General features: G+C 68.2%; 21 protein-coding genes. 7 read left to right on the top strand and 14 right to left on the bottom strand.

Going from position 1 to position 19,947, the window contains the following annotated elements; genetic code table 11:
* Positions 1 to 188 precede the first annotated feature (188 nt).
* Positions 189 to 659 carry a MerR family transcriptional regulator gene (locus tag GGR03_RS19540; RefSeq protein WP_183210438.1) on the bottom strand — a complete coding sequence of 157 codons (471 nt, stop codon included), beginning with the start codon at positions 657 to 659 and terminating at the stop codon, positions 189 to 191.
* Between the two features lie 282 nt (positions 660 to 941).
* On the opposite strand from GGR03_RS19540, the gene GGR03_RS19545 reads away from it, so the two are divergent.
* The 4 genes from GGR03_RS19545 (at position 942) to GGR03_RS19560 (ending at position 7,065) form a co-directional block, all read left to right on the top strand.
* Positions 942 to 4,700 (top strand): SEL1-like repeat protein, encoded by a 3,759-nt coding sequence (locus GGR03_RS19545; protein ID WP_183210439.1) that lies wholly within the window; start codon positions 942 to 944, stop codon positions 4,698 to 4,700.
* A 91-nt stretch (positions 4,701 to 4,791) separates the two neighbouring features.
* Entirely contained in the window at positions 4,792 to 5,718 is a 927-nt protein-coding gene (locus tag GGR03_RS19550; RefSeq protein WP_183210440.1) for a sulfite exporter TauE/SafE family protein, read from the top strand.
* Positions 5,715 to 6,557: a TIGR02186 family protein gene (locus GGR03_RS19555; protein WP_183210441.1), complete on the top strand. Its 843-nt coding sequence runs from the start codon at positions 5,715 to 5,717 to the stop codon at positions 6,555 to 6,557. The genes GGR03_RS19550 and GGR03_RS19555 overlap by 4 nt, the downstream gene beginning before the upstream one ends.
* 10 nt (positions 6,558 to 6,567) lie before the next feature.
* Positions 6,568 to 7,065: a DUF3429 domain-containing protein gene (locus tag GGR03_RS19560; RefSeq protein ID WP_183210442.1), complete on the top strand. Its 498-nt coding sequence runs from the start codon at positions 6,568 to 6,570 to the stop codon at positions 7,063 to 7,065.
* Between the two features lie 4 nt (positions 7,066 to 7,069).
* On the opposite strand, the gene pdeM is transcribed toward GGR03_RS19560, so the two are convergent.
* Positions 7,070 to 7,786, bottom strand: coding sequence for a ligase-associated DNA damage response endonuclease PdeM (pdeM, locus tag GGR03_RS19565; protein ID WP_183210443.1), 717 nt, complete (start codon positions 7,784 to 7,786; stop codon positions 7,070 to 7,072).
* Between the two features lie 271 nt (positions 7,787 to 8,057).
* Between pdeM and GGR03_RS19570 the strand changes: the two genes are divergently transcribed.
* Positions 8,058 to 8,879: a transglutaminase-like domain-containing protein gene (locus tag GGR03_RS19570; RefSeq protein ID WP_183210444.1), complete on the top strand. Its 822-nt coding sequence runs from the start codon at positions 8,058 to 8,060 to the stop codon at positions 8,877 to 8,879.
* 28 nt (positions 8,880 to 8,907) lie between these two features.
* Here the strand turns inward: GGR03_RS19570 and GGR03_RS19575 are convergent, their stop codons facing one another.
* From GGR03_RS19575 to GGR03_RS19605, 7 genes are all read right to left on the bottom strand, one after another.
* Positions 8,908 to 9,291, bottom strand: coding sequence for a periplasmic heavy metal sensor (locus GGR03_RS19575; RefSeq protein ID WP_183210445.1), 384 nt, complete (start codon positions 9,289 to 9,291; stop codon positions 8,908 to 8,910).
* Positions 9,292 to 9,295: 4 nt separating this feature from the next.
* A complete protein-coding gene (locus GGR03_RS19580) occupies positions 9,296 to 9,760 on the bottom strand; it encodes a hypothetical protein (protein WP_183210446.1) in 465 nt (154 codons plus the stop codon).
* Positions 9,761 to 9,777: 17 nt separating this feature from the next.
* Positions 9,778 to 10,404: an RNA polymerase sigma factor gene (locus tag GGR03_RS19585; protein ID WP_246368252.1), complete on the bottom strand. Its 627-nt coding sequence runs from the start codon at positions 10,402 to 10,404 to the stop codon at positions 9,778 to 9,780.
* A gap of 47 nt (positions 10,405 to 10,451) precedes the next feature.
* Complete coding sequence (locus GGR03_RS19590; protein WP_183210447.1) at positions 10,452 to 10,754, bottom strand: hypothetical protein; 303 nt, start codon at positions 10,752 to 10,754, stop codon at positions 10,452 to 10,454.
* 47 nt (positions 10,755 to 10,801) lie between these two features.
* Complete coding sequence (locus GGR03_RS19595; protein WP_183210448.1) at positions 10,802 to 11,233, bottom strand: EF-hand domain-containing protein; 432 nt, start codon at positions 11,231 to 11,233, stop codon at positions 10,802 to 10,804.
* 94 nt (positions 11,234 to 11,327) lie between these two features.
* On the bottom strand, positions 11,328 to 13,847 hold the full coding sequence (locus GGR03_RS19600) for a ligase-associated DNA damage response DEXH box helicase (RefSeq protein WP_183210449.1): 2,520 nt from the start codon (positions 13,845 to 13,847) through the stop codon (positions 11,328 to 11,330).
* A 39-nt stretch (positions 13,848 to 13,886) separates the two neighbouring features.
* The gene (locus GGR03_RS19605) at positions 13,887 to 14,732 is read right to left on the bottom strand and encodes a DMT family transporter (RefSeq protein ID WP_183210450.1); all 846 of its coding nucleotides are present in this window, start codon (positions 14,730 to 14,732) and stop codon (positions 13,887 to 13,889) included.
* A 169-nt stretch (positions 14,733 to 14,901) separates the two neighbouring features.
* Here GGR03_RS19605 and GGR03_RS19610 point away from each other — a divergent pair, with 169 nt between their 5' ends.
* Complete coding sequence (locus GGR03_RS19610; protein WP_246368254.1) at positions 14,902 to 16,584, top strand: mechanosensitive ion channel family protein; 1,683 nt, start codon at positions 14,902 to 14,904, stop codon at positions 16,582 to 16,584.
* Between the two features lie 8 nt (positions 16,585 to 16,592).
* Here GGR03_RS19610 and GGR03_RS19615 read toward each other — a convergent pair whose 3' ends face one another.
* Positions 16,593 to 17,219 carry a YitT family protein gene (locus GGR03_RS19615; protein WP_183210452.1) on the bottom strand — a complete coding sequence of 209 codons (627 nt, stop codon included), beginning with the start codon at positions 17,217 to 17,219 and terminating at the stop codon, positions 16,593 to 16,595.
* Positions 17,220 to 17,398: 179 nt separating this feature from the next.
* Between GGR03_RS19615 and GGR03_RS19620 the strand changes: the two genes are divergently transcribed.
* Positions 17,399 to 18,424: a ligase-associated DNA damage response exonuclease gene (locus GGR03_RS19620; RefSeq protein WP_183210453.1), complete on the top strand. Its 1,026-nt coding sequence runs from the start codon at positions 17,399 to 17,401 to the stop codon at positions 18,422 to 18,424.
* Positions 18,425 to 18,457: 33 nt separating this feature from the next.
* Here GGR03_RS19620 and GGR03_RS19625 read toward each other — a convergent pair whose 3' ends face one another.
* The 4 genes from GGR03_RS19625 to GGR03_RS19640 form a co-directional block, all read right to left on the bottom strand.
* Complete coding sequence (locus GGR03_RS19625) at positions 18,458 to 18,622, bottom strand: glycine zipper domain-containing protein (protein WP_183210454.1); 165 nt, start codon at positions 18,620 to 18,622, stop codon at positions 18,458 to 18,460.
* 102 nt (positions 18,623 to 18,724) lie between these two features.
* Entirely contained in the window at positions 18,725 to 19,219 is a 495-nt protein-coding gene (locus GGR03_RS19630) for a hypothetical protein (protein ID WP_183210455.1), read from the bottom strand.
* A gap of 120 nt (positions 19,220 to 19,339) precedes the next feature.
* A complete protein-coding gene (locus tag GGR03_RS19635; protein ID WP_183210456.1) occupies positions 19,340 to 19,507 on the bottom strand; it encodes a hypothetical protein in 168 nt (55 codons plus the stop codon).
* Between the two features lie 128 nt (positions 19,508 to 19,635).
* A complete protein-coding gene (locus GGR03_RS19640) occupies positions 19,636 to 19,803 on the bottom strand; it encodes a hypothetical protein (protein ID WP_183210457.1) in 168 nt (55 codons plus the stop codon).
* Positions 19,804 to 19,947: the final 144 nt, after the last annotated feature.

Here is a 19,947-nt window from a genome sequence, read left to right on the forward strand (position 1 = left end):
TGACGGCGGGCCGCCGTCATCGAAGGCCATAGCTCTCTCGCGGGCTGGCGTCGGGTCGTCCGCGCCGTCACCACGAGACGAGCGGCTGGACCGAGGGGAAACGTCGGTCGCACGAAGTCGCCCGGCCGCCGGTCGCGGCGCCCGGGGCCGGACGAAGATGAAGCTCAGGAAGAGGGGCGGTCGGGAGCCTAGTTCTGCCAGTCCCGCAGGGTCTGCTCGACATGCGCGATCGAGGCGTCCATCGCCCGGATCGAATCCTCGATCTCGCGCTTCTGCTGGTGCAGGATCTCGTGCTGCTCCTGGAACCGCTCGAGGGCGACCTCCAACTGCCGGCGCTTGCCGCCCGGCTGATGGTAGATCTCGATCAGCTGCTTGGCTTCGGTCAGCGAAAAGCCCAGCATCTTGGCCAGCAGGATCAGCCGGAGCCGGGTACGGTCCTGGCGGCTGTAGAGGCGCGTCGTGCCGCGACGCTGCGGCGAGAGCAGGCCGCGATCCTCATAGAATCGCAGGGTTCTGAGCGTCACGCCGAACTCACGGGAGAGGTCGCCGATCTTGAACACCTCCTGCTGCGTGTCGTCGTCCGCACCGCGGCCCAGCAGGAAGTCGACATCGACCGCGATCGTATCGTCCGCAGGTTCAGCCCGTTTCACGTTTGCCATCAAGAGAAGCCCGTATTCACATAGCGCCGTCGCGGCCTGCGGTCCGAACGGAGCGCATGCGAGGCTGAAGTGACCCGAATATCGCGTCAAATGCGGCTCTTACAAGACGCAACGGGGCGCTCGGGTCCAGCTTCGGACCGGATTGACCACGTAATCCCTAAGGAAGTCCAAACGGCCTTAACTGTTCATTCACCATGTTCAGTGGACTGTGGGAGCACAGGTGTGGGCGCATGCTTGCGAATGGGAGCCGGTGAAAGGCTCCAGCCGACGGGGGAAGCTGACATGGCCGAGAAGACCAATACCCATTCCGCCATGCGCACCGGCTCCGAGGAAAATTCGTCTCTGGATGCACTGAGCCGGACGCTGGAGGAACTCGAGGCGCGCCTGTCGCAGATGCGCCAGGCCAAGACCGCCAAGGTGCAGCCCGTGGGTTCGGTTTCGCTGGCGAAGGCAACCGCGCCACAACAGCGCGCGTCGCTGTCCGACGCCGTTTCGCAGATCACCCTGCGCCAGAGAGAGTCGCACGCAGAAGCCGCCGCCGCCCCTTCAACCCGGCGCGCCGCCGATCCGATCTCTCCCAGGCCGGCTGCGAACCCGCGCGAAGCCGGTTCTGCGAGCCGCGGCCTGGATCGTGGCTCCGCAGCGGCTTCGGACGTCACCCGCCAGCTGGAGCGCCTTCGCGCCGAGTTGCGGGAAGATGTGGCGCGCAGCCTCGAGCCGCGCTTCGACGAGATCAGCGCCGCTTTCCAGGAACTTCGCCGGATGATCGGCGCCCAGGCCAGCGCGGACGACATCGCGGCCGAGATCGCCCGCGTCGACGACGGGCTTTCCCGCATGGCCGACAACGGCGCCGACGGCCCCACCATCCGGTCGCTTCGCGACGAGCTGGAGGCAATGCGGGCACTGGTCGGCACCATGGCCCGCGAGGACACACTGGAGGCGGTGGGACGGCGCTGGGACGCGTTCGAGACTACGCTTTCCGGCCGGGCCGAAGACGACACGAGGACAAAGCGCGACATCAAGGACGAGCTCGAGCGACTGCGGGTCTCGCTCGGAACGCTGGCCAGCGAGGAACAGGTCAAGGCCGTCGAACGCCGCTGGGACGAGTTCGAGAAGAGCTACTCGGCAGTGCCGGCCGCCGACGCCCCGCCGGGCCTGTCGGTGCTGTTGAAGACGGAAATGACCAGCCTTCGGGAAAAGCTCGAAACCCTCGCGTCGGAGCAGTCGGTGCGGGCCTTCGACGAGCGCTGGGGGGCGCTCGAGGAGCGGTTCGCCTCGCGCGAGATCGAAAGCAAGATGGAAGCGATGGCGGCGCGGCTCGAGCAGTTCGAGACCTCGCTCGCCCGTCTGCCGGAGACGCTGGCGATCGCGCCGCTGGAGCAGCGGGTCCACGCATTGGCGCTGGGGATCGAATCCCTTGCCAAGCAGCAACAGGAGGAGGCCGAGCTCGACCATTTCGGCGTGCTCGAGGAACGTCTCGACGAAATCTCGCGGGCCATCGTCGCGGCCACCACCCGCACCCACACGATCGACATGAGTCCGGTCGAGCGGATCGAGGCGCGGCTGCAGACCCTGACGGCACGCGTCGATTCGATGGCAGAAGATGCCGACGGTGAAGCGCTGTCGGCCCGGATCGCGGAACTGGCGGACCGGATCGAGACACTGTCCCAAGAGGAAGGCGCGCGCGAACTCGCCGAGCGCATCGAGCGCTTTTCGGCGCAGCTGGCGACGCTCGGGGGCGACAGCTCCGCGCTGGAGATCGTCGCGGTGGAATCGCGGCTGCAGGCGCTGGCGGCTCGTTTCGAGGAGCAGGCGGCGTCGCGGGTCGACGACGCGATGGTGCGCACGCTCGAGGCACAGATCGGCCGGCTGTCGCAGATGATCGCCGAGAACGGCGTGCCGGCGTCGCTCGCCGATCCCGAGCTCGAACGGCGACTGACGGCGATCGAGCGTCGTCTCGACGACAACCAGGAAGCGGTCATGGCCGCGGCCCGCCAGGCCGCCGACGAAGCGATCCGCCAGGTTCTCGCGAGCGGCGATCTGCACCAGGGCGAGCACGTGGCGCGGCTGTCGGAAGATCTCCGAGCGCTCGACAAGTTGTCCCGCGAGACCGGCAGCCGATCCCAGGAATTCTTCGAGACCGTCCACGGCACGCTCTTGAAGCTGGTCGACCGGATCGGCCGTATCGAAGGCGAGATGACCGGCGGCCGCCAGGGCGATGCCGCGCCGGCAGCGTCCGGCACGGCGGCTGCGCCCGCTTCACCAGCCGCGGCAGCAGCGGTCGCGGCCACCGCGGCGGCCCCGATCGTCCAGTCCAGCGGCGGCCTGAAGGCCGTGCTCGCCCGGACGCTCAAGGGTCGCAAGCCTGCCGCGGAGAAGGCGGAGGCGATTGATCGGCCGGCCCGCTGGGACGACCCGGAACTGGTGATGGACGAGCCGGAGGAGGAGCCTCGCCCCGAAGCCGTACAGGCGCCGTCCCTCGACGCCGCTGACATTTTCGACACCCGCGAGGCCAACCGGCCCCTCGCCATCGGCTCCGGCACGCCGGACATCGCCGCGCTGCTCGAGCGGGTCCGGGCCCAGCAGGCGGGACATTCGCGCGGCATCGACCAGGCCGGCAAGGCGGATTTCATTGCGGCCGCGCGTCGCGCCGCCATGGCCGCTGCTGCCGAAACCGAGAGCCTGCGGGCTTCCGACTCCGCTGCCGCAGACGGCAAGGTGAGCCTTTCGGAACTCGTGTCGCGGCGCCGCAAGCCGATCATCATGGCCATTGGCGCCGTGCTGCTCGCGCTGATGGCGCTGCCGCTGGGGCAGGCCCTGATGTCATCGCGCGACGACCAGACGGCGGGACTGGCACCCGAGGGCCCGGTCGCCGAACTTGCTGCGCCGACGCAGATCGAACCGGCTCCGGCCGTCACGCCGCCGCGCTCGGTAGAGCCGGCGCAGAGAGAGGCCGCAGCCGAAATCCCGGCAGCGCGGGACGTCTCGCCGGGTCCGACGCCGGTGCCGCCGGCAGAGCCTGTTGCTGTCGCCGAAGCCCGTTCGTCCGCCGCGCCGGCTGCCGGCGCCGGTGAGGCACGGGCCGTCGTGCCGCCTGCCTTGCCGACCGCTCCGCTGGCATCGGGTGCCGACATTTCCGCCCCCGCTGGTCCTGCCGCCGCGCTTCAGGAAGGCGTCGAACCACCGGCAGGCATCGGCCCCGAAGCCTTTCTCGAGGCGGTGCGGGCCGGCGATCCGAAGGCGCTGTTCGAAACCGGCCTGCGGCTGATGGAGGGCCGGCAAGGCGCGCCCCAGCCGGAAGAGGCGGCTGTATGGTTCGCGCGCTCCGCCGACCGCGGCTTCGCGCCCGCCCAGTACAGCCTCGGCACGCTCTATGAAAAGGGCAACGGCGTCGCCCGCGACACGGTTGCCGCTCGCGACTGGTATCTGAAGGCGGCCGAGCAGGGCAATGTCCGCGCCATGCACAATCTCGCCGTCCTCTTCGCCACCGGCGTCGACGGCAAGTCCGACCCCGTCCTCGCGGCACGGTGGTTTCGCGAGGCGGCCAATTACGGCATGACCGACAGCCAGTACAATCTCGGCATCCTCTACGCCCGCGGCGCCGGGGTGGAACAGGATCTGACGGAATCCTTCAAGTGGTTCTCGATCGTTGCAGCCGCCGGGGACACCGACGCCGGGGCGAAACGCGACGAGATCGCCAAGTCGCTGGACGAGACACAGCTCAAGGAGGCCGAGGCCAAGGTGGCGGCATTCAAGCCGGCGATCCGGGACGAGACCGCCAATACGGTGGACGTGCCGAAGGACTGGACGAGCGACGTCGACACGACGCTCCAGACCTCCTCCATCGACATGCAGAAGGCGATCCGGAACATCCAGGCGATCCTGATCAAGCTCGGCTACGACCCCGGCACGCCCGACGGCGTGGCCGGCGCGAAGACGACCGAGGCGATCAAATCGTTCCAGCAGTCGGCGGGGCTCGAGGCCACCGGCAACATCGACGAAGCGCTCATTCGGGCGCTGCTCGAGCGAAAGGACAGCTGAGGCGCCGACATTCATTTGACAGGCGTCGAAAGTTCGGGCGAAGAGGGTCCGGACCTTTCTCTGGCTCCCTCGCGCAAAGAGCTGCCAGCTCGTGAACCTTTATCTCCCGATCGCGGAAATATCCGTCAACATCCTGGTCATCATGGGGATGGGTGTCGCGGTCGGCTTCCTCTCCGGCATGTTCGGCGTCGGCGGTGGGTTCCTGATCACGCCGCTGCTCATCTTCTACAACATCCCCCCGGCCGTGGCCGTCGCGACCGGCGCCAACCAGGTCATCGCCGCCTCCTTCTCCGGGGCGCTCGCCCACTACAAGCGCGGGACGATCGACCTCAAGCTCGGGACGATGCTCCTGATCGGCGGTGCCGTCGGCTCGGTCGGCGGCGTCGCGCTGTTCACGCTGCTGCGGCGGCTCGGCCAGCTGGATCTCGTGGTCTCGCTTCTCTACGTCATCTTCCTCGGCGGCGTCGGCGGCCTGATGCTGGTCGAGAGCCTGCAGTCGATGTGGCGCCGCGGCGACGGCAGCGGCGAGGTCAAGCGGTCCGGCAAGCACAACTGGGTGCATGGCCTGCCGTTCAAGATGCGGTTCCACCGCTCCAAGCTCTATGTCTCGATCATTCCGGTAATCGGCCTCGGCGCGATCATCGGCGTCCTGGCGGCGATCATGGGCGTCGGCGGCGGGTTCATCATGGTCCCGGCGATGATCTACCTCCTGCGCGTGCCGACCAACGTCGTTATCGGCACGTCGCTGTTCCAGATCATCTTCACGGCCGCGGTCACCACCGTGCTGCAGGCGGCGACGAACTACACGATCGACATCGTGCTGGCGTTCCTGCTGATGCTCGGCGGCGTCATCGGCGCGCAGTTCGGCGCCGAAGCCGGACGCAAGCTGCGCGGCGACCAGCTGCGGGCGCTGCTGGCGCTGCTGGTACTCGCCGTGGGGCTTCGGCTCGGTTTCGAACTCGTCGTCACGCCCGAGGAGCCCTACTCGATCAGCCTGCCGAGCGGAGAGACCGGATGACCGGCCGGGGGTTCACGGCTTTCGCGTATCCTGGGCGCCTGGTGCAGTCTCTGGCGGCACTGTTTGCTCTTGCGGTCTTCCTTGCCGTGCCTGCGCGCGCGCAGCTGGCCGCCGAGACCTTCGAGATCGGCCTGTCCACCGAGCAGATCGGCATCACCTCCGATTTCACCGGCGCCCGACTGGTCGTTTTCGGCGCTCTCGACAACGCCGACGGTCGCATCCTGCGCGAGCAGCGCTACGACATCGTCGTGGCGCTGATCGGGCCCCGGCGTCCGGTGGTCGTGCGCGAGAAGGAGCGCATGCTCGGGCTCTGGATCAATCGCGGGTCGGAGAGCTTCGCAGCGCCGCCGTCGTCCTATGCCCTGGCCTCCACCCGGCCGCTTGCCGACATCATGAGCGAGGCGAACCGCGTCAATCTGTCGATCGGCATCGCCGACCTGCGGCTTGGTGGCGGCGGCGAGCCGGCGGCCGACGACGACGCCCAGGCGGTCGTGCCGAACCGCGACGAATATGCCACGGCGCTCAGGCGCATCCGCGAGAACAACGGCCTCTACAACCAGCGCTTCGGCAGCGTGCAATTCGTCAGCCCGACACTGTTCCGCGCCGATCTTCAACTGCCGGCCGGGCTCCCGACCGGCGAGCACACGGTGCGGGCCTATCTGTTCCGCCAGGGGGTGTTCATCCGCGGCAGCACCGCGACGCTGACGGTCGTGAAGACAGGCTTCGAGAGCTTCATCTACGGTTTCGCCACCAATCACGGTATTCTCTACGGGTTTGCCGCGGTCATCCTTGCCATCTTCACCGGCTGGTTCGGTCGCATCCTGTTCAAGCGCGACTAGAGTGCGTCCGATGACCAACGCCGATCCCGCCGACACTCCTCCGTCTGCTCCCCCTGCGCCGGTGCAGCAGCATGACGGCGGTACCCGCGTGGCCTGGATCCTCGGCCTGGGCGGGCTCGTGCCGTTCGTCCTGATGACCGCGATGCTCGTCTACGCCGGTAGGGACTTCATCGCCTACCGCCAGCTCATCCTGGCCTATGCAGGCTATTCCGCGACGATCCTCGCCTTTCTCGGCGGCATACGCTGGGGGGCTGCGCTTGCCCCGGCTGCGCATCGCCCCTCCATCCTCATCCTGTCGGTGCTGCCGGCGCTGGCCGCGTGGCTGGTGCTGTTCCTGCCGAGCCCGTGGCTCTTCGCCGGCTTCGCGTTGCTCTTCCTGCTGCAGGGCCTGTGGGACGCCATGGCGGCGCGAGGTGCGAACCTGCCGGACTGGTTCGGACGCCTGCGGATGGTGCTGACCGCGGTGGTCGTGCTCTGCCAGCTCGCGGCTTTCGCCTCGACCTATTGAGCCCCTACCGGCAGAGCGAGCGGAACGGGATCGGATAGATCTGCGCGATGCCGATGACATAGGCCTTGGCCCGGACCGGATCGAACAGGCCATGAAAGGCGCGGTCGAGCACGTTCAGCCCGCCTGTCGTCACGCCGAAGGAGGGCATGATCATCCGGTCGCCATCGCTGGCAAAGCAGGCGCTGCGGCTCGACCGCCCGCCGGCCGACACCTGGGCGACCGGATGGAGATGGCCGGCGACCTCGCCGACGCGCAGCGTCGGGCTCGGCTCGTGCCGGAAGGTCCATGGACCGACGCAGATCGTCTCGTGCGTTTCGCCGCCGACATAGGCCGGCGGTTCGGGGTCGTGGTTCCCGGCGATCCAGATCCAGTCGCGGCCGGTCATCAGCCGGACGAGGACTTCGCGAAACTGGGCGGGCATGAAGGCGGCGCCGTGCCGGTCGTGGAAGGAGTCGCCCAAGCAGATCACCCGGACGGGATCATAGCGTTCGAGCGCCGCGCCGAGCAGTGAGAGGGTCGCGGCCGTGTCGTAGGGCGGCAGCATCATGCCGCGCCGGGCGAAGGCCGCACCCTTCTCGAGATGCAGGTCGGAGACGACGAGCAGTCGTTCGGACGGCGCGTAGAGAATGCCGGACGGATCGCAGACGACCGTGGCGCCCGCCAACTGCATCTCGACGCCCGGACAGTCGTTCCGTCGCAGCCGTCGCGCCAGTGCATTCATTCGCAGTTTCCGGATTCGCATGGGTGATTCGCGTTTCGTTCCCATCCAAGCCACGACGGATGGCGAAAACAAGGGGCACATTGTCCCGCCAGTCGCGGCGGCGCCTATTGCACCTCGCCAACGCCCTTCCGACCGCCTAGGATCGCTGCAGCGCACCCATTGCCCGGGGCGCCACAGCGTGATGCAGCCCGGGCGGCGTGTCGCGGGACTGCCGCCGTCGCCATGGCCAGGCGCGTGCCGATCGCCGAAGGGCCCGATGGGGAAATGCCGCATGCGCATCCGACTGGGCTGCGAGCTCGCCTACCAGCTGCCGGCGCCGACGCCGATGATCATCAATCTCAACGTGCATTATTCGCGCGTGGGCTCGCTGGAACGGCCGGATCACCTCGTGACGAAGCCGGCGGTGCCGATCACCAGCTACCGCGACAGCTTCGGCAACTGGTGCAACCGCCTGGTTGCGCCCGCCGGCGATTTCGTCCTCGGCACGGACGGCGTGATCCACGACGAGGGCCTGTCCGATCCGGTCGGGCTGGACGCGATCCAGCACGAGGTCGAGGACCTGCCGTCGGAGACGCTGCAGTTCCTGCTCGGCAGCCGCTATTGCGAGACCGACCTTCTGTCCAACGAGGCCTGGCGGCTGTTCGGGAACACGGCGCCCGGCTGGGGCCGCGTCCAGGCGATCTGCGACTTCGTGCACAACCACGTGCGCTTCGGCTACGAGAACTCCCGCGCCACCCGCACCGCGGCGGAGACCTATTCGGAGGGCGTCGGCGTCTGCCGCGACTTCACCCACCTCGCCGTCACCTTCTGCCGGGCGATGAACATCCCGACCCGCTACTGCACCGGCTATATCAGCGATATCGGCCTGCCGCCGCCTTACGCGTCGATGGATTTCGCCGCCTGGATGGAGTGCTATCTCGGCGGACGGTGGTGGACCTTCGATCCCCGCAACAACGCCCCCCGTTTCGGCCGCGTGCTGATCGCCCAGGGGCGTGACGCCGCCGATGTGCCGCTGACCCACACGTTCGGGCAGAACACGCTGACGGGCTTCAAGGTCTGGATCGGCGAAGAGCCTGCCGGCCAAGGCAAATAGAGAAGCGAGCGGCGGCCCGGGGAGTCGCTCAGGGCTGCGCCCGCTTCTCGGCTGCCGCCAGCATGGCCGCATGGATACGCTGCTGCAGCGCGGCGGTTCGCGCCGCCACCGCCTGCTGCGCGTTTCGCAGGGCCGCGGCGTCGAATGGCTCGGCCTGCAGCGCGGCCACCATCGCGCGCCGTTCCTGACGCAAGGCGGCGACGTCGGCGATGAAGTCGCCGCGGCCTGCGGCAAATTCCGCGCGAATGGCGCGGCGCAATTCCGGCGGATAGTCGGCCATGGCTTCCTGGACGAGCGCCATGCTAGGTCGCTCGGCTCCCCACTGGCCGAGCACATAGCCGAGGCCGACGAGGTTCCCGATCAGCGACAGGAACAGCGCGATCGCGAGAACGGGGACGATCCAGCGGCGCATTGTCTCACGACCTCCCGGGCCAGAGCGGCGCGTCGCCCATATTGCCCAGGCCCGCGCCGGCGAAATTGCCCTCGGCGATGGCGAGGAGCAGTTCGTCCGGGACGCCCACCGAAGCGGTGCCCATGGCATAGCCGAGGCCGATGGCGAGGACGACAGTCGCGAAGGCGGAGGCGGCCATGGGGGCCGGGCTCAGACAGCGGGCGATGACAGTGTCGAGGCGCGAAACGGGCGATGGCCGGTCGGCTGCCGCGATGCGCTTTCGCACCCCCGCCAGGATCGCGGCCTCGTCCGGGGCCGAGCGCACGGCGCGGGCGAGGAGCCCGGCAAGCATCTGATCGTCTTCGAGCCGCGATCGGGCCGCTCCGTCCACCGCCAGCAGGAGCAGCGCTCCAGCGCGGTCGTCCGGCGGCCAGCTATCGATGTCCGGGCCGTAGCGCAGAAGGTGCTTGTCGAAAGTCTTGCGGTCCATGTCTTGGCTCCTGCCTGTCAGGGGTCGAGCCGCTGCCGCAGCGTGCGACGCGCCCGTACCAGTAATTGTTCGTAGGCGCCGAGGCGGATCCCCATGGCGTCCGCGGCGCTGGCATTGTCCAGCCCGCCGGCGGCGCTCAGCAGGATCGCCATGCGCTGGCGCTCCGGCAAACGGCCGATGGCTTGGCGGGCCTTGTCCAGCGCGTCGCGGCTTTCCGTCTGGCGCAGCGGGTCCGGCACTTCGCTCGGCTCGGTTTCCTCGCGGGCGCCGAGGCCGACAAAGGCCCGCAGCGCACGGCTGCGCTTGCGGTCGACGCAGCGATTGACCGCGATGCGGTAGAGCCATGTCGCGACCTTGGCGGTCTCCGGCCGGTATCGGTCGGCATGGCGCCAGGCGCGGTGGAAGACGTCCTGGACGACTTCCTCGGCGTCGGCGGCATTGCCGAGAAAGCGCAGGCAAAATCCGTGCAGCCCGCCTCCGTGAAGGGAGACGAGCTGCGTCAGGGCGCCCTGATCGCCCGCCGCCATACGGCGGACGATTGCGGCGTCGGGCGCCCCGGATCGGTCGGAGCCGGCGGCCGCTTGGACGGGGTGATCCATCGGTGCGGGCTCCGGCCCGAAGCGGTCGCGTGAAAGGTCCGGCATCGAAGCGTTCCGGGCGTCTGCGGCCGGTTGGCGGCTGGAGCGGAAGCCTAGCGGATCCAGCGACCGGTGCGAACGACCGTGTAGCCCCGAGGACCGACGACGCGGGTGACGCCGCGGGCGCGATAGGGGCCGACGGCGATCCCGCGGTCCGCCACATAGGCGCGACCGTGCGGACCAACTGCGGTCACCGAGCGGTAGCAGCGGTCGACGAAGCCCGCGACGCAGCCCTGGGAAACGGCATAGCTGCCGCCGCGCGGTCCGTAATGGATACGCTCGCCGGCCTGGGAGGGCAGGGCGAAGATGGTGCCGGCGCCGAGTGCGGCGAAGGCGGCGAGGGTCTTGAGGTTCATGGGTTCTCTCCTTGGTCACATGGGTCAAGCGAAACGAAAGAGCGTCTTCAGCGGCCGGCCAGCGCGTTGACCGCAGCGGCGAGCTCGTCCTTATCCAGACGGCCGTCGCGGTTCCTGTCGGCGAGGTCGAACAGCGCGGGCACGTGCATGAATTCGGCGCGCGATACCCGGCCGTCGCCGTTGCGGTCACGGGCCTCGATACGGCCTTCCGCGACGGTGCGGGCGGCACTGATGCGGCGGGCCACCCGCTCGCGGGCGGCTTCGATCTCGCCGCGATCGAGATGACCGTCACCATTGGTGTCGAGACGTGCGAAGCGCTTCGCCATGGCGGCCTCGAATTCGCCGCGGTCGATGGCGCCGTCGCGGTTGATGTCGACGCGGTCGAACACGCGGGACATGACCAGCGACTGGGCGCTGGCGGCATTGACGGTGAGCGGCAACGCCAGGGCGGCGATCAGGATCAAGGAGGGCTTGGCCATCGTGGCGGCTCCGTTGCGAAGGATCGGGTGCCGTCTTCGGCATCCGGTCCCTGATACGCAGCCCGTGGCGCCGCCCTACGCGGCGGCCCGGAATTTATTCGAGCGCTGCCGCGATCATCGCGTCCTCGGCGGCCTGCGCCAGCAATTCGTCCCGCGCTTCGCCGACGACCCGCTCGCGGCCGATCTCCAGCATGACCGGCACGGCGAGCGGCGAGACCTGCTTCAAATCCTTGTGGACGATGTGATGCTTGATGCGGCCGAGGAGATCGGCCACCCGCGCGACGTCGAGCAGGCCCGTCGCGGCGTCCGCCCATGTCGCGCGCATCAATAGGTGATCCGGCTCGTGGCTGCGCAGCACGTCGTAGATGAGGTCGGCGGAGACCGTCACCTGCCTGCCGGTCTTCTCCTGGCCCGGATGGCGCTTCTCGATCAGGCCGGAGATCACCGCGCATTGCCGGAAGGTGCGCTTGAGCAGCCAGGAGTCCGCCATCCACTCTTCGAGGTCGTCACCCAGCATGTCCTCGTCGAACAGATCGTCGAGGGACAGGCGGCCGTCGGCGATCATCGCGCCCATCGGGCCGCGTCCCCAGATCGAGATGGCGTAGTCGGTGGCGACGAAGCCGAGCGGCTTGGCGCGGGCCTTCTCCAGCCGGCGGGTGAGCAGCATGCCGAGCGTCTGGTGCGCCAGCCGGCCTTCGAACGGATAGAGCACCATGTGATGCATGCGACCGTTCGGGAAGGTCTCGACCAGGAGTTCGCCGGGGCCGGGGATCAGCGACTTGCGCTGCTGGATCTCCAGCCAGTCGGACACCTGCTCGGGCAGCGCCTGCCAGCGGTCGGGATCGGCCAGCATGGCCCGCACCTGCTCGGCGAGATAGGTGGTCAGCGGGAACTTGCCGCCCGCATAGGCGGGGATCTTCGGGTCCTCGTCCACCGCCTTGGAGACGAGGCACTGGTTTTCGTGCAGCGTCTCGAAGCGCAGTACCCGCCCGGCGAAAGTGAAGGTGTCGCCCGGTGACAGCGCCTCGACGAAGCCCTCCTCGATCTTGCCGAGGATCGGCCCGCGGCGCGCGATGGCGCCCTTGGAGCGGCCGCGGATCAGCCGGACCTGCAGCATCGGCGCTTCGAGGATCGTGCCGGCATTCATCCGGTATTGCTGGGCGATGCGCGGATGGGCGATCCGCCAGGTGCCGTCCTCGGTCAGCTTGATCTTGGCGTAGCGCTCGTAGACCCGCAGCGCGTAGCCGCCGGTGGCGACGAAATCGATCACCCGGTCGAAGGTCTCGCGGTCGAGGTCGCGATAGGGGGCGGCCGAGGTCACCTCGGCGAAAAGATCGTCGGCGCGGAACGGCTCGGCGACTGCCATGCCGAGGACATGCTGGGCGAGGACGTCCAGCGCCCCGTCGCGCAAGGGCGGCGTGTCCTGCGCGCCGAGATAGTTGGCATCGAGCGCCGCCTGGCACTCCATCACCTCGAAGCGGTTGGCGGGAACGAGGATCGCCTTCGACGGCTCGTCCATGCGGTGGTTCGAGCGCCCGATGCGCTGGGCGAGGCGCGAGGCACCCTTCGGCGCGCCGACATGCACGACGAGATCGACGTCGCCCCAGTCGATGCCGAGATCGAGCGTCGAGGTGGCGACGACGGCGCGCAGCCGGTTGTCGGCCATCGCCGCCTCCACCTTGCGCCGCTGGCCGACGTCGAGCGAGCCATGATGGAGCGCGATCGGCAGCGTATCCTCGTTGATCCGCCACAGCTCCTGGAACAGGAGTTCCGCCTGCCAGCGGGTGTTGACGAAGAGCAGCGTCGTCTTGTGCGCCTGGATCGCCGCGTAGATCTCTGGCATCGCATAGAGCGCGGTGTGGCCCCGCCACGGCACGCGCTCCTCTGACGTCAGGATGCGGATGTCCGGCCGCGCGCCGCCGGAGACGGTGATCAGGTCCGACAGCGGCGAGGCATTGCGGCCCTGCAGCACAAGCCACTGCCGCAAATCGTCGGGTTCGGCCACCGTCGCCGACAGGCCGATCGTCTGGATTTCCGGCTGCAGCGTGCGCAGCCGTGCGAGGCCCAGCGACAGGAGATGGCCGCGCTTCGACGTCACCAGCGAATGCAGCTCGTCGAAGATCACGTATCGCAGGTCGGAGAAGAACTGCCGCGCGTCCTTGCCGGCGATCAGCAGCGCCAGCTGCTCGGGCGTGGTGAGCAGGATGTCCGGGGGTTTCAGCTTCTGGCGCTGGCGGCGGACCTGGGAGGTGTCGCCGGTGCGCGTCTCCATGGTGAGCTTCAGACCGATTTCGGCGACCAGCTTTTCGAGGTTGCGGGCGATGTCGGTCGCCAGCGCTTTCAGCGGCGAGACATACAGCGTGTGGACGCCGCGCGGCCGTGTGCCGGGCTTCGGCCGACCGCGTCGGTCGAGATCGACCAGCGAAGGCAGGAAGCCGGCCAGCGTCTTGCCGGCGCCGGTGGGCGCAATCAGCAGTACCGAGGCGCCGGCCTCAGCCCGCTGCAGCAGATCCAGCTGGTGCGGGCGCGGCGCCCAGCCATGGCCGGCGAACCAGGCGTGGAAGCGTTCGGGTAGGGGGCCTGACGGCGTAAGGGGGGCGGGGCGAGCGGTCACGGCGCAGAGATAGGGTCGGCGCGGCGATTTTGCCCGCCGCTATCGTTGCCGGGCGAAAAGCGCGAAGCCGATGCCGCCGAGAACGAAGGCGGCGGCGACGACGAAGCCGAGGCTCAGCGTCTCGGACAGGAACAGCACCGCTCCGAGCGCGGCGATCACCGGCACCGAGAGCTGGACGATGGCGGCGGCGAGCGCAGTCAGTCCGGCCAGGGCGCGATACCAGACGATGTAGCCCAGCGCGGAGGCGACGCAGCCGGATGCGAGCGCCAGGATCAGTCCCTCGGCGGTGACGCCGTCCTGCCATAGCGAGACGATCACGAGTGGTACGGCGAGCGGCAGGGTGCGGATGAAATTGCCGGCGGTGGCCCGCATCGGATCGCCGGCCGCCTTGCCGCGCAACGAATAGACGCCCCAAGCGGCGCCTGCAGCGATCATCAGCACCGTGCCAAGCGGGTCGGGCCGCGTCACGGCGGGCGCAAGCCAGAGCACGAAGGCGGCAAAGGCGACGGTAAGCCCCGCCGTCTCGCGGCGACTGGGACGTTCGCCCTGCAGCAACCCCCAGCCGATCATCGTCGCCTGCACCGCGGTGAAGAGGACGAGCGCGCCGACCGCCGCGCCGAGCTTCACATAGGCCAGCGAAAACGCGATCGCATAGACGAAGAGGGCGAGGGCGGAGGCCCAGCTGCCGCCGATAGTGGGTTCGGTTCCACCCACGGGGCGGGCCCGCATGGCGATGAGCGCGAGGACGGCCGCGCCGGAGGCCAGCCGGATGCCGGTGAACCCTGCCGCATCGATCGCGCCGTCGACGAGCGCGAGGCGCGCCAGCAGCGAATTGCCGGCGAAGGCGACCATGGCCACGGCCGTCAGCCAGAGCGTTGAGGACATTTCCGGATCCGTCTGTTGGCCATGCAGCGGCCATTTGCCCAGTCGGCCTCGGTCCCGTCAACGGATGTCGTCTGGCCCGAAATCCGGTCAATCGCCGTGGCGGGGGTGGGTTATCTGCCGGACTCTCTTAGCTAACGGCACCCGAAGCGATGGACCACGAGGCCCACCCTTGACGCGCTGGCTTGCCGCCTTCCTCATCCTCCTTGCGACGCTGTCCGGAGCCAACGCCCAGGATTCAGGGGGAGGGTCACCGCGCTTCCTCGAGATCGAAACGCTGAATTCGGGCCTGCCGCCGGCCGACCGCTACATCGATCGCGACACGCCGCAGGGGATGATGGAGACCTTCATCCTCGCCGCCGAGCGGGAGGATTGGGACACGGCCGCGCATATGCTCGACCTGTCGGGCGTCGATCCGGCGATCCAGCCGGAGATGGGGCCGGCTTTGGCCGCCCGCCTGAACGAGATTATCGAAGGCGCCATGTGGCTGGACTGGGGCGATCTGCCAGACCGGCCGGATGCGCTGGCGGACAATGTCGCCAGCGAGAACCCTTTGGCAGGAGAGCCACGCCGCAACATAAGGCTTGCCATATTGGAACTGCCGGATCGGCCGGTGTCGATCCGCATCGCCCGCGTCAAGCCGGCAGACGGGGATCCGGTCTGGGTGTTCTCGGAGCAGACGGTTGGCAACATCCTCGCCCTGCACGAGGTATTCGGCCCCACCCGCTTCGAGGAAGCGCTGCCGCAGTTCCTGCAGGAACGCGCCTTCTGGACGCTCGCCTGGTGGGAGGTGATCGCGCTGCCGCTGGTCCTGCTGCTCGCGGTCGGCGCCGCGGCCCTCGCCTATGCCGGGATGGGACGTGCCAAGCGCAACCAGCCGTCTCAGATCGCCGAGAATATAGTCGACACGATCCAGATGCCGGTGGCGCTGATGGTCTGCGTCGGGACGTTCTCGCTGGTGAAAAGCTGGCTGTTCACCTTCTCCGGTGCCGTGAACATCTTCCTCGCGCCGCTGCAGTCGGCGTTGTTCATCATCGCGCTGGCGCTCATCGCGGTGCGGATCGTCGACGCCGTCCTCGACCGCGTCGTGCGTCGGAACATGGAAGAGCTGAGCGAGTCGGAGGCGGCCGACCAGCGCAACCTCTACACCAACATCTCCGCCGCGCGGCGCGTGGCGATTGTCCTCGCCTTCCTCGTCGGCACGTCGCTCGTCCTGATCCAGACGAACGCGTTCGAAACCCTCGGCTTCTCCATGTTGGCGTCAGCCGGCGCCATCGGCCTGATCCTGGCGTTCGCGGCGCGGTCGGTGCTTGCCGACATCATGGCGAGCCTGCAGATCGCGCTTGCCAAGACGGCCCGCATCGGCGACGCGGTGCTGTACAAGGGGCAGTGGTGCTACGTGGAGAAGATCAACTTCACCTACGTCCAGCTGAAGAGCTGGGACAACCGGCGGATCATCGTGCCGGTCTCGGAACTCGTCTCTAACAGTTTCGAGAACTGGACCAAGCAGGATCCCAGCCTGATCAAGAGCGTCGAGTTGCGCCTCGACCACCGCGCCGACGTCGATCGGCTGCGCGAGGCGTTCCAGAAATTCATCGACGAATCCGACGACGTCATCGACAAGGATTCCGCCAAGGTCCAGGTCATCGGCCAGGATGCGACCGGCATCCTGGTCTGGTTCCTGGCCTCGGCCGAGGATCCGAGCACCGGCTGGGCGATGGAATGCCGGCTGCGCGAGACGATGCTGAAGGAGGTCGCGCGGCTGGACGCGGAGACGGGCAATGGCCCTGTCGAGGGCACGCCCTTCCTGCCACGCGAGCGCGAGATGATCGTCGGTGGAATCGATCCTGCCTGATGGCTGGCTCAGGCGGCGATGTAGCGGTCGGGGCGGTGATTGACCGCGAGGAAAAGATTGAGCACCACCGCGCCGAGCACCGAATAGGCGATGGCGCTGGGCTCGGCCACGGTGAATGACAGCGCGAGGATCGCCAGGTCGATCACCAGTTGCGTGTAACCCGCCTTCCAGCCGAGCCGGTCCTGAAGATAGATCGCCAGTATGCCGACCCCGCCGAGACTGGCGCGGTGGCGGAACATCGCCAGCAGCCCGAAGCCGATCAGCAGGCCGCCAAGCACCGCGCCGACCAGCGGGTTGACCGTGCCAAGCGTGAAATAGTCCGGCTGGAGTGCCGTCATGGCCGAGAGCACGGCGACGGCGAGGAAGGTCTTGATCGTGAAGGCCCAGCCCATCCGGCCGATGGCGAGGCCGTAGAACGGCAGATTGACCAGAAAGAACACCAGACCGACATTCCAGCCCGTGGCGTAGGAGACGATCAGGGCCAGCCCGGCCGTGCCGCCGGTCAGGAAACCGAGATGCGCCAAGATCGACAGGCCCATCGCGGTAAGGATCGCACCGGTGAGAATGCCCTGGGCATCCTCCAGCGGCGAATGATGTGTCGCCGTCGCCGACCACGCGCCGAAGCTTCTCGCCATGGCTCAGTATGCCCCGGTCGATCCAGGGAGGAAGTGCGGCATGGGAGGATCCTGAGGGACAGCGGCGATTCGAATGCGATCATAGTCTGTTGCAGTGCGAAAGAAATCCGGTGCGGTCGCCGCGAGGCTATTTAGGCTTAACTAAGCCCGGCAGATCACCTGCGACCCGCAAGGACCTCATGCGACCCGACGATTTGCTGCGCCCGACCGAGGCCGGCCTCTACTGCCCGCCCGGTGACTTCTACATCGATCCGGTGCGTCCGGTGCCGCGGGCGCTGGTCACCCACGGCCATGCCGATCATGCCCGGCCGGGCAGCGAGAAGGTGCTGGCGACGCGCCAGACGCTGGCGATCATGGCGCTGCGTTACGGCGAGGATTTCTGCGTCGAGCGCCAAGAGGCGCCGCTCGGCCAGACCATCACGATCAACGGTGTCGACGTCAGCTTCCATCCGGCGGGCCACGTTCTCGGCTCGGCCCAGATCGCCGTCAGCCACAAGGGCCTGACGATCGTCGCCTCGGGCGACTACAAGCGCCGGGCCGACCCGACCTGCCTGCCCTTCGAGCCGGTGCGCTGCGACGTCTTCATCACCGAGGCGACCTTCGCGCTGCCGGTGTTCCGCCATCCCGAGACGGCGGACGAGGTCGCCAAGCTGCTCGCCTCGCTGCGGCAGTTTCCCGAACGCGCGCATCTGGTCGGGGCCTATGCGCTAGGCAAGGCGCAGCGGGTGATCCGGCATCTGCGCGATGCGGGCTACGACAAGCCGATCTACATCCACGGCGCGCTGAAGAAGCTTTGCGACTTCTACCAGGCCGAGGGCATCGACCTCGGCGAACTGCGCCCGGCGACGATCGAGGCGAAAAGCGGCGACGGGACGGTCAAGGCCGATTTCGCCGGCGCCGTGGTCGTCGGCCCGCCATCGGCCTTCGCCGACCGGTGGGCGCGGCGCTTCCCGGATCCGGTGTCGTGCTTCGCCTCCGGCTGGATGCGGGTGCGCCAGAGGGCTCGCCAGCGAGGCGTCGAGCTGCCGCTAATCATCTCGGACCATTGCGACTGGGACGAGCTCACCGAGACGATCGACGAGATCGCGCCGCAGGAAGTCTGGGTGACCCACGGGCGGGAGGAGGCGCTGGTGCGCTGGTGCGAACTGCGGCAGCTGCGCGCCCGCCCGCTTCATCTCGTCGGCTACGAGGACGAGGCCGAATAGCCGGCGCTGCAGGACGGGCGGCGGGCGTTCGCCTTACCTTTGGCGGTGCCGGCCGAACGCATTGCCGAGGCCGGCACCCAAGGCAAGGCCGATGGCAATACCCATCGGGATGTCGTCGAAGACCAGCGCCCCCAGCATGGCGCCCAGGCCGAGGCCGAGCGCCATGCCCAGCCCGATAAATGCATAATCGTCGCTCATCGCAATCTCCCTTCGACCCGGAGACTGCAATCCTAGTCTGACGATGATGTGGCAGTCCGATCCGGACCGGGCGAGCGCCCGATCCGGCCGGAAGCGGGGCGCCTACTGCAGCCGTTCGATGTCGTCGCAATTCGTCGAACCACGGGCGCACTCTGCGGTGGAGCCGCGGCGACGGCCGGTCCCAAACTGCTGGATGGCCACTGCCCGCGGGGCCGCCCGCTCGCTCCGAGGCGGCCTCTCTTCGGCGCGCTGCTCCTCGACCCGTTCGGGGCGATCCGGTCGCCGGTCGGATCGGTCCTCGCGACGTTCGCGCCGGTCCGCCTCGCGGCGGTCACGTTCCCATTCCCGTCGCTCCCGCCGTTCCCAGTCCCGGTGCGGGCGACGCCGGTCGCGGTAATAATCGCGGGGCAACCGTGGTCTCGCCCGGTCGACGACGATGGGGCCGCGGTAGCCGTCATCATAGATCGGCCCGCGATATCCGTCATAGTAGACGGGACCGCTATAGCCGTCGTCGTAGTAGCCGCCGCCGCCTTCGACGCAGCCGGAGAGCGAGGTGGCGGCGATCAAGGCCGCGAACAGAGTGACTCTAGCCGACATCTCGGTCCCCATGGTTCATGTGCCGGCGAAGAAGTGTGTCGCGGGGCGCGCTCCGGCGACCGATACCCCGGCTGGCCGAAGCGGGCGAGGCCGCTCGGTCGCCGTGGAAGATAAGCACGATCAGTCGCGCGGGGAGTCTGCCCCGCCGTCCGGCTCGGAAGATGTTTCCGCATCCGGCTGCTCGGAGGCCTTGGCGGCCTTCTTGGCATCGAGCTTGGCAGCCTTCTTGGCGGCCTTCGCCTTGTCGCGTTCCTGCCGCTCGAAATTGAAGTTCGGTTGTCTGGCCATGGGCTCTCCTTTCGGTTCAGGCCCCGCTTTGGACTACGCAGACCGTTCTGTGAAGACACCAACGGCTCGCTCGGGGGCTTTGGCACAGAACGCTACGGGCTTGCGGGCGAGCGCCCCGGCGCCAGCGATCAGTCGCGATGCTTCTCCTCCTGCTCGCGGATGACGGCGTCGGCATGGGCCTCATCGCGGCAGAAGATCGGCGGCTGCAGCTGACCGCTGCGATTGATCTTCACCATCCATTCGCCGCGAGAGTCCTTGTGCTTCGTGAAGCTGTCCTGTGCGGTGGTCTCGAACATCGGTGCTCTCCGGTTTCACTATTGGCAGCCTATCGCAAGCAACGAGAACTCGCCATGCGGATCGTTCGACGCGGCGGATCGCCCATCAGCGACAGCCCGGTTTCGGTGCTGCTCACTGCTCAGGTTGTACAATTTCGGCCGCTT

Origin of the sequence: Aurantimonas endophytica (assembly GCF_014196845.1) — a bacterium.
GTDB lineage: Bacteria > Pseudomonadota > Alphaproteobacteria > Rhizobiales > Rhizobiaceae > Aurantimonas > Aurantimonas endophytica.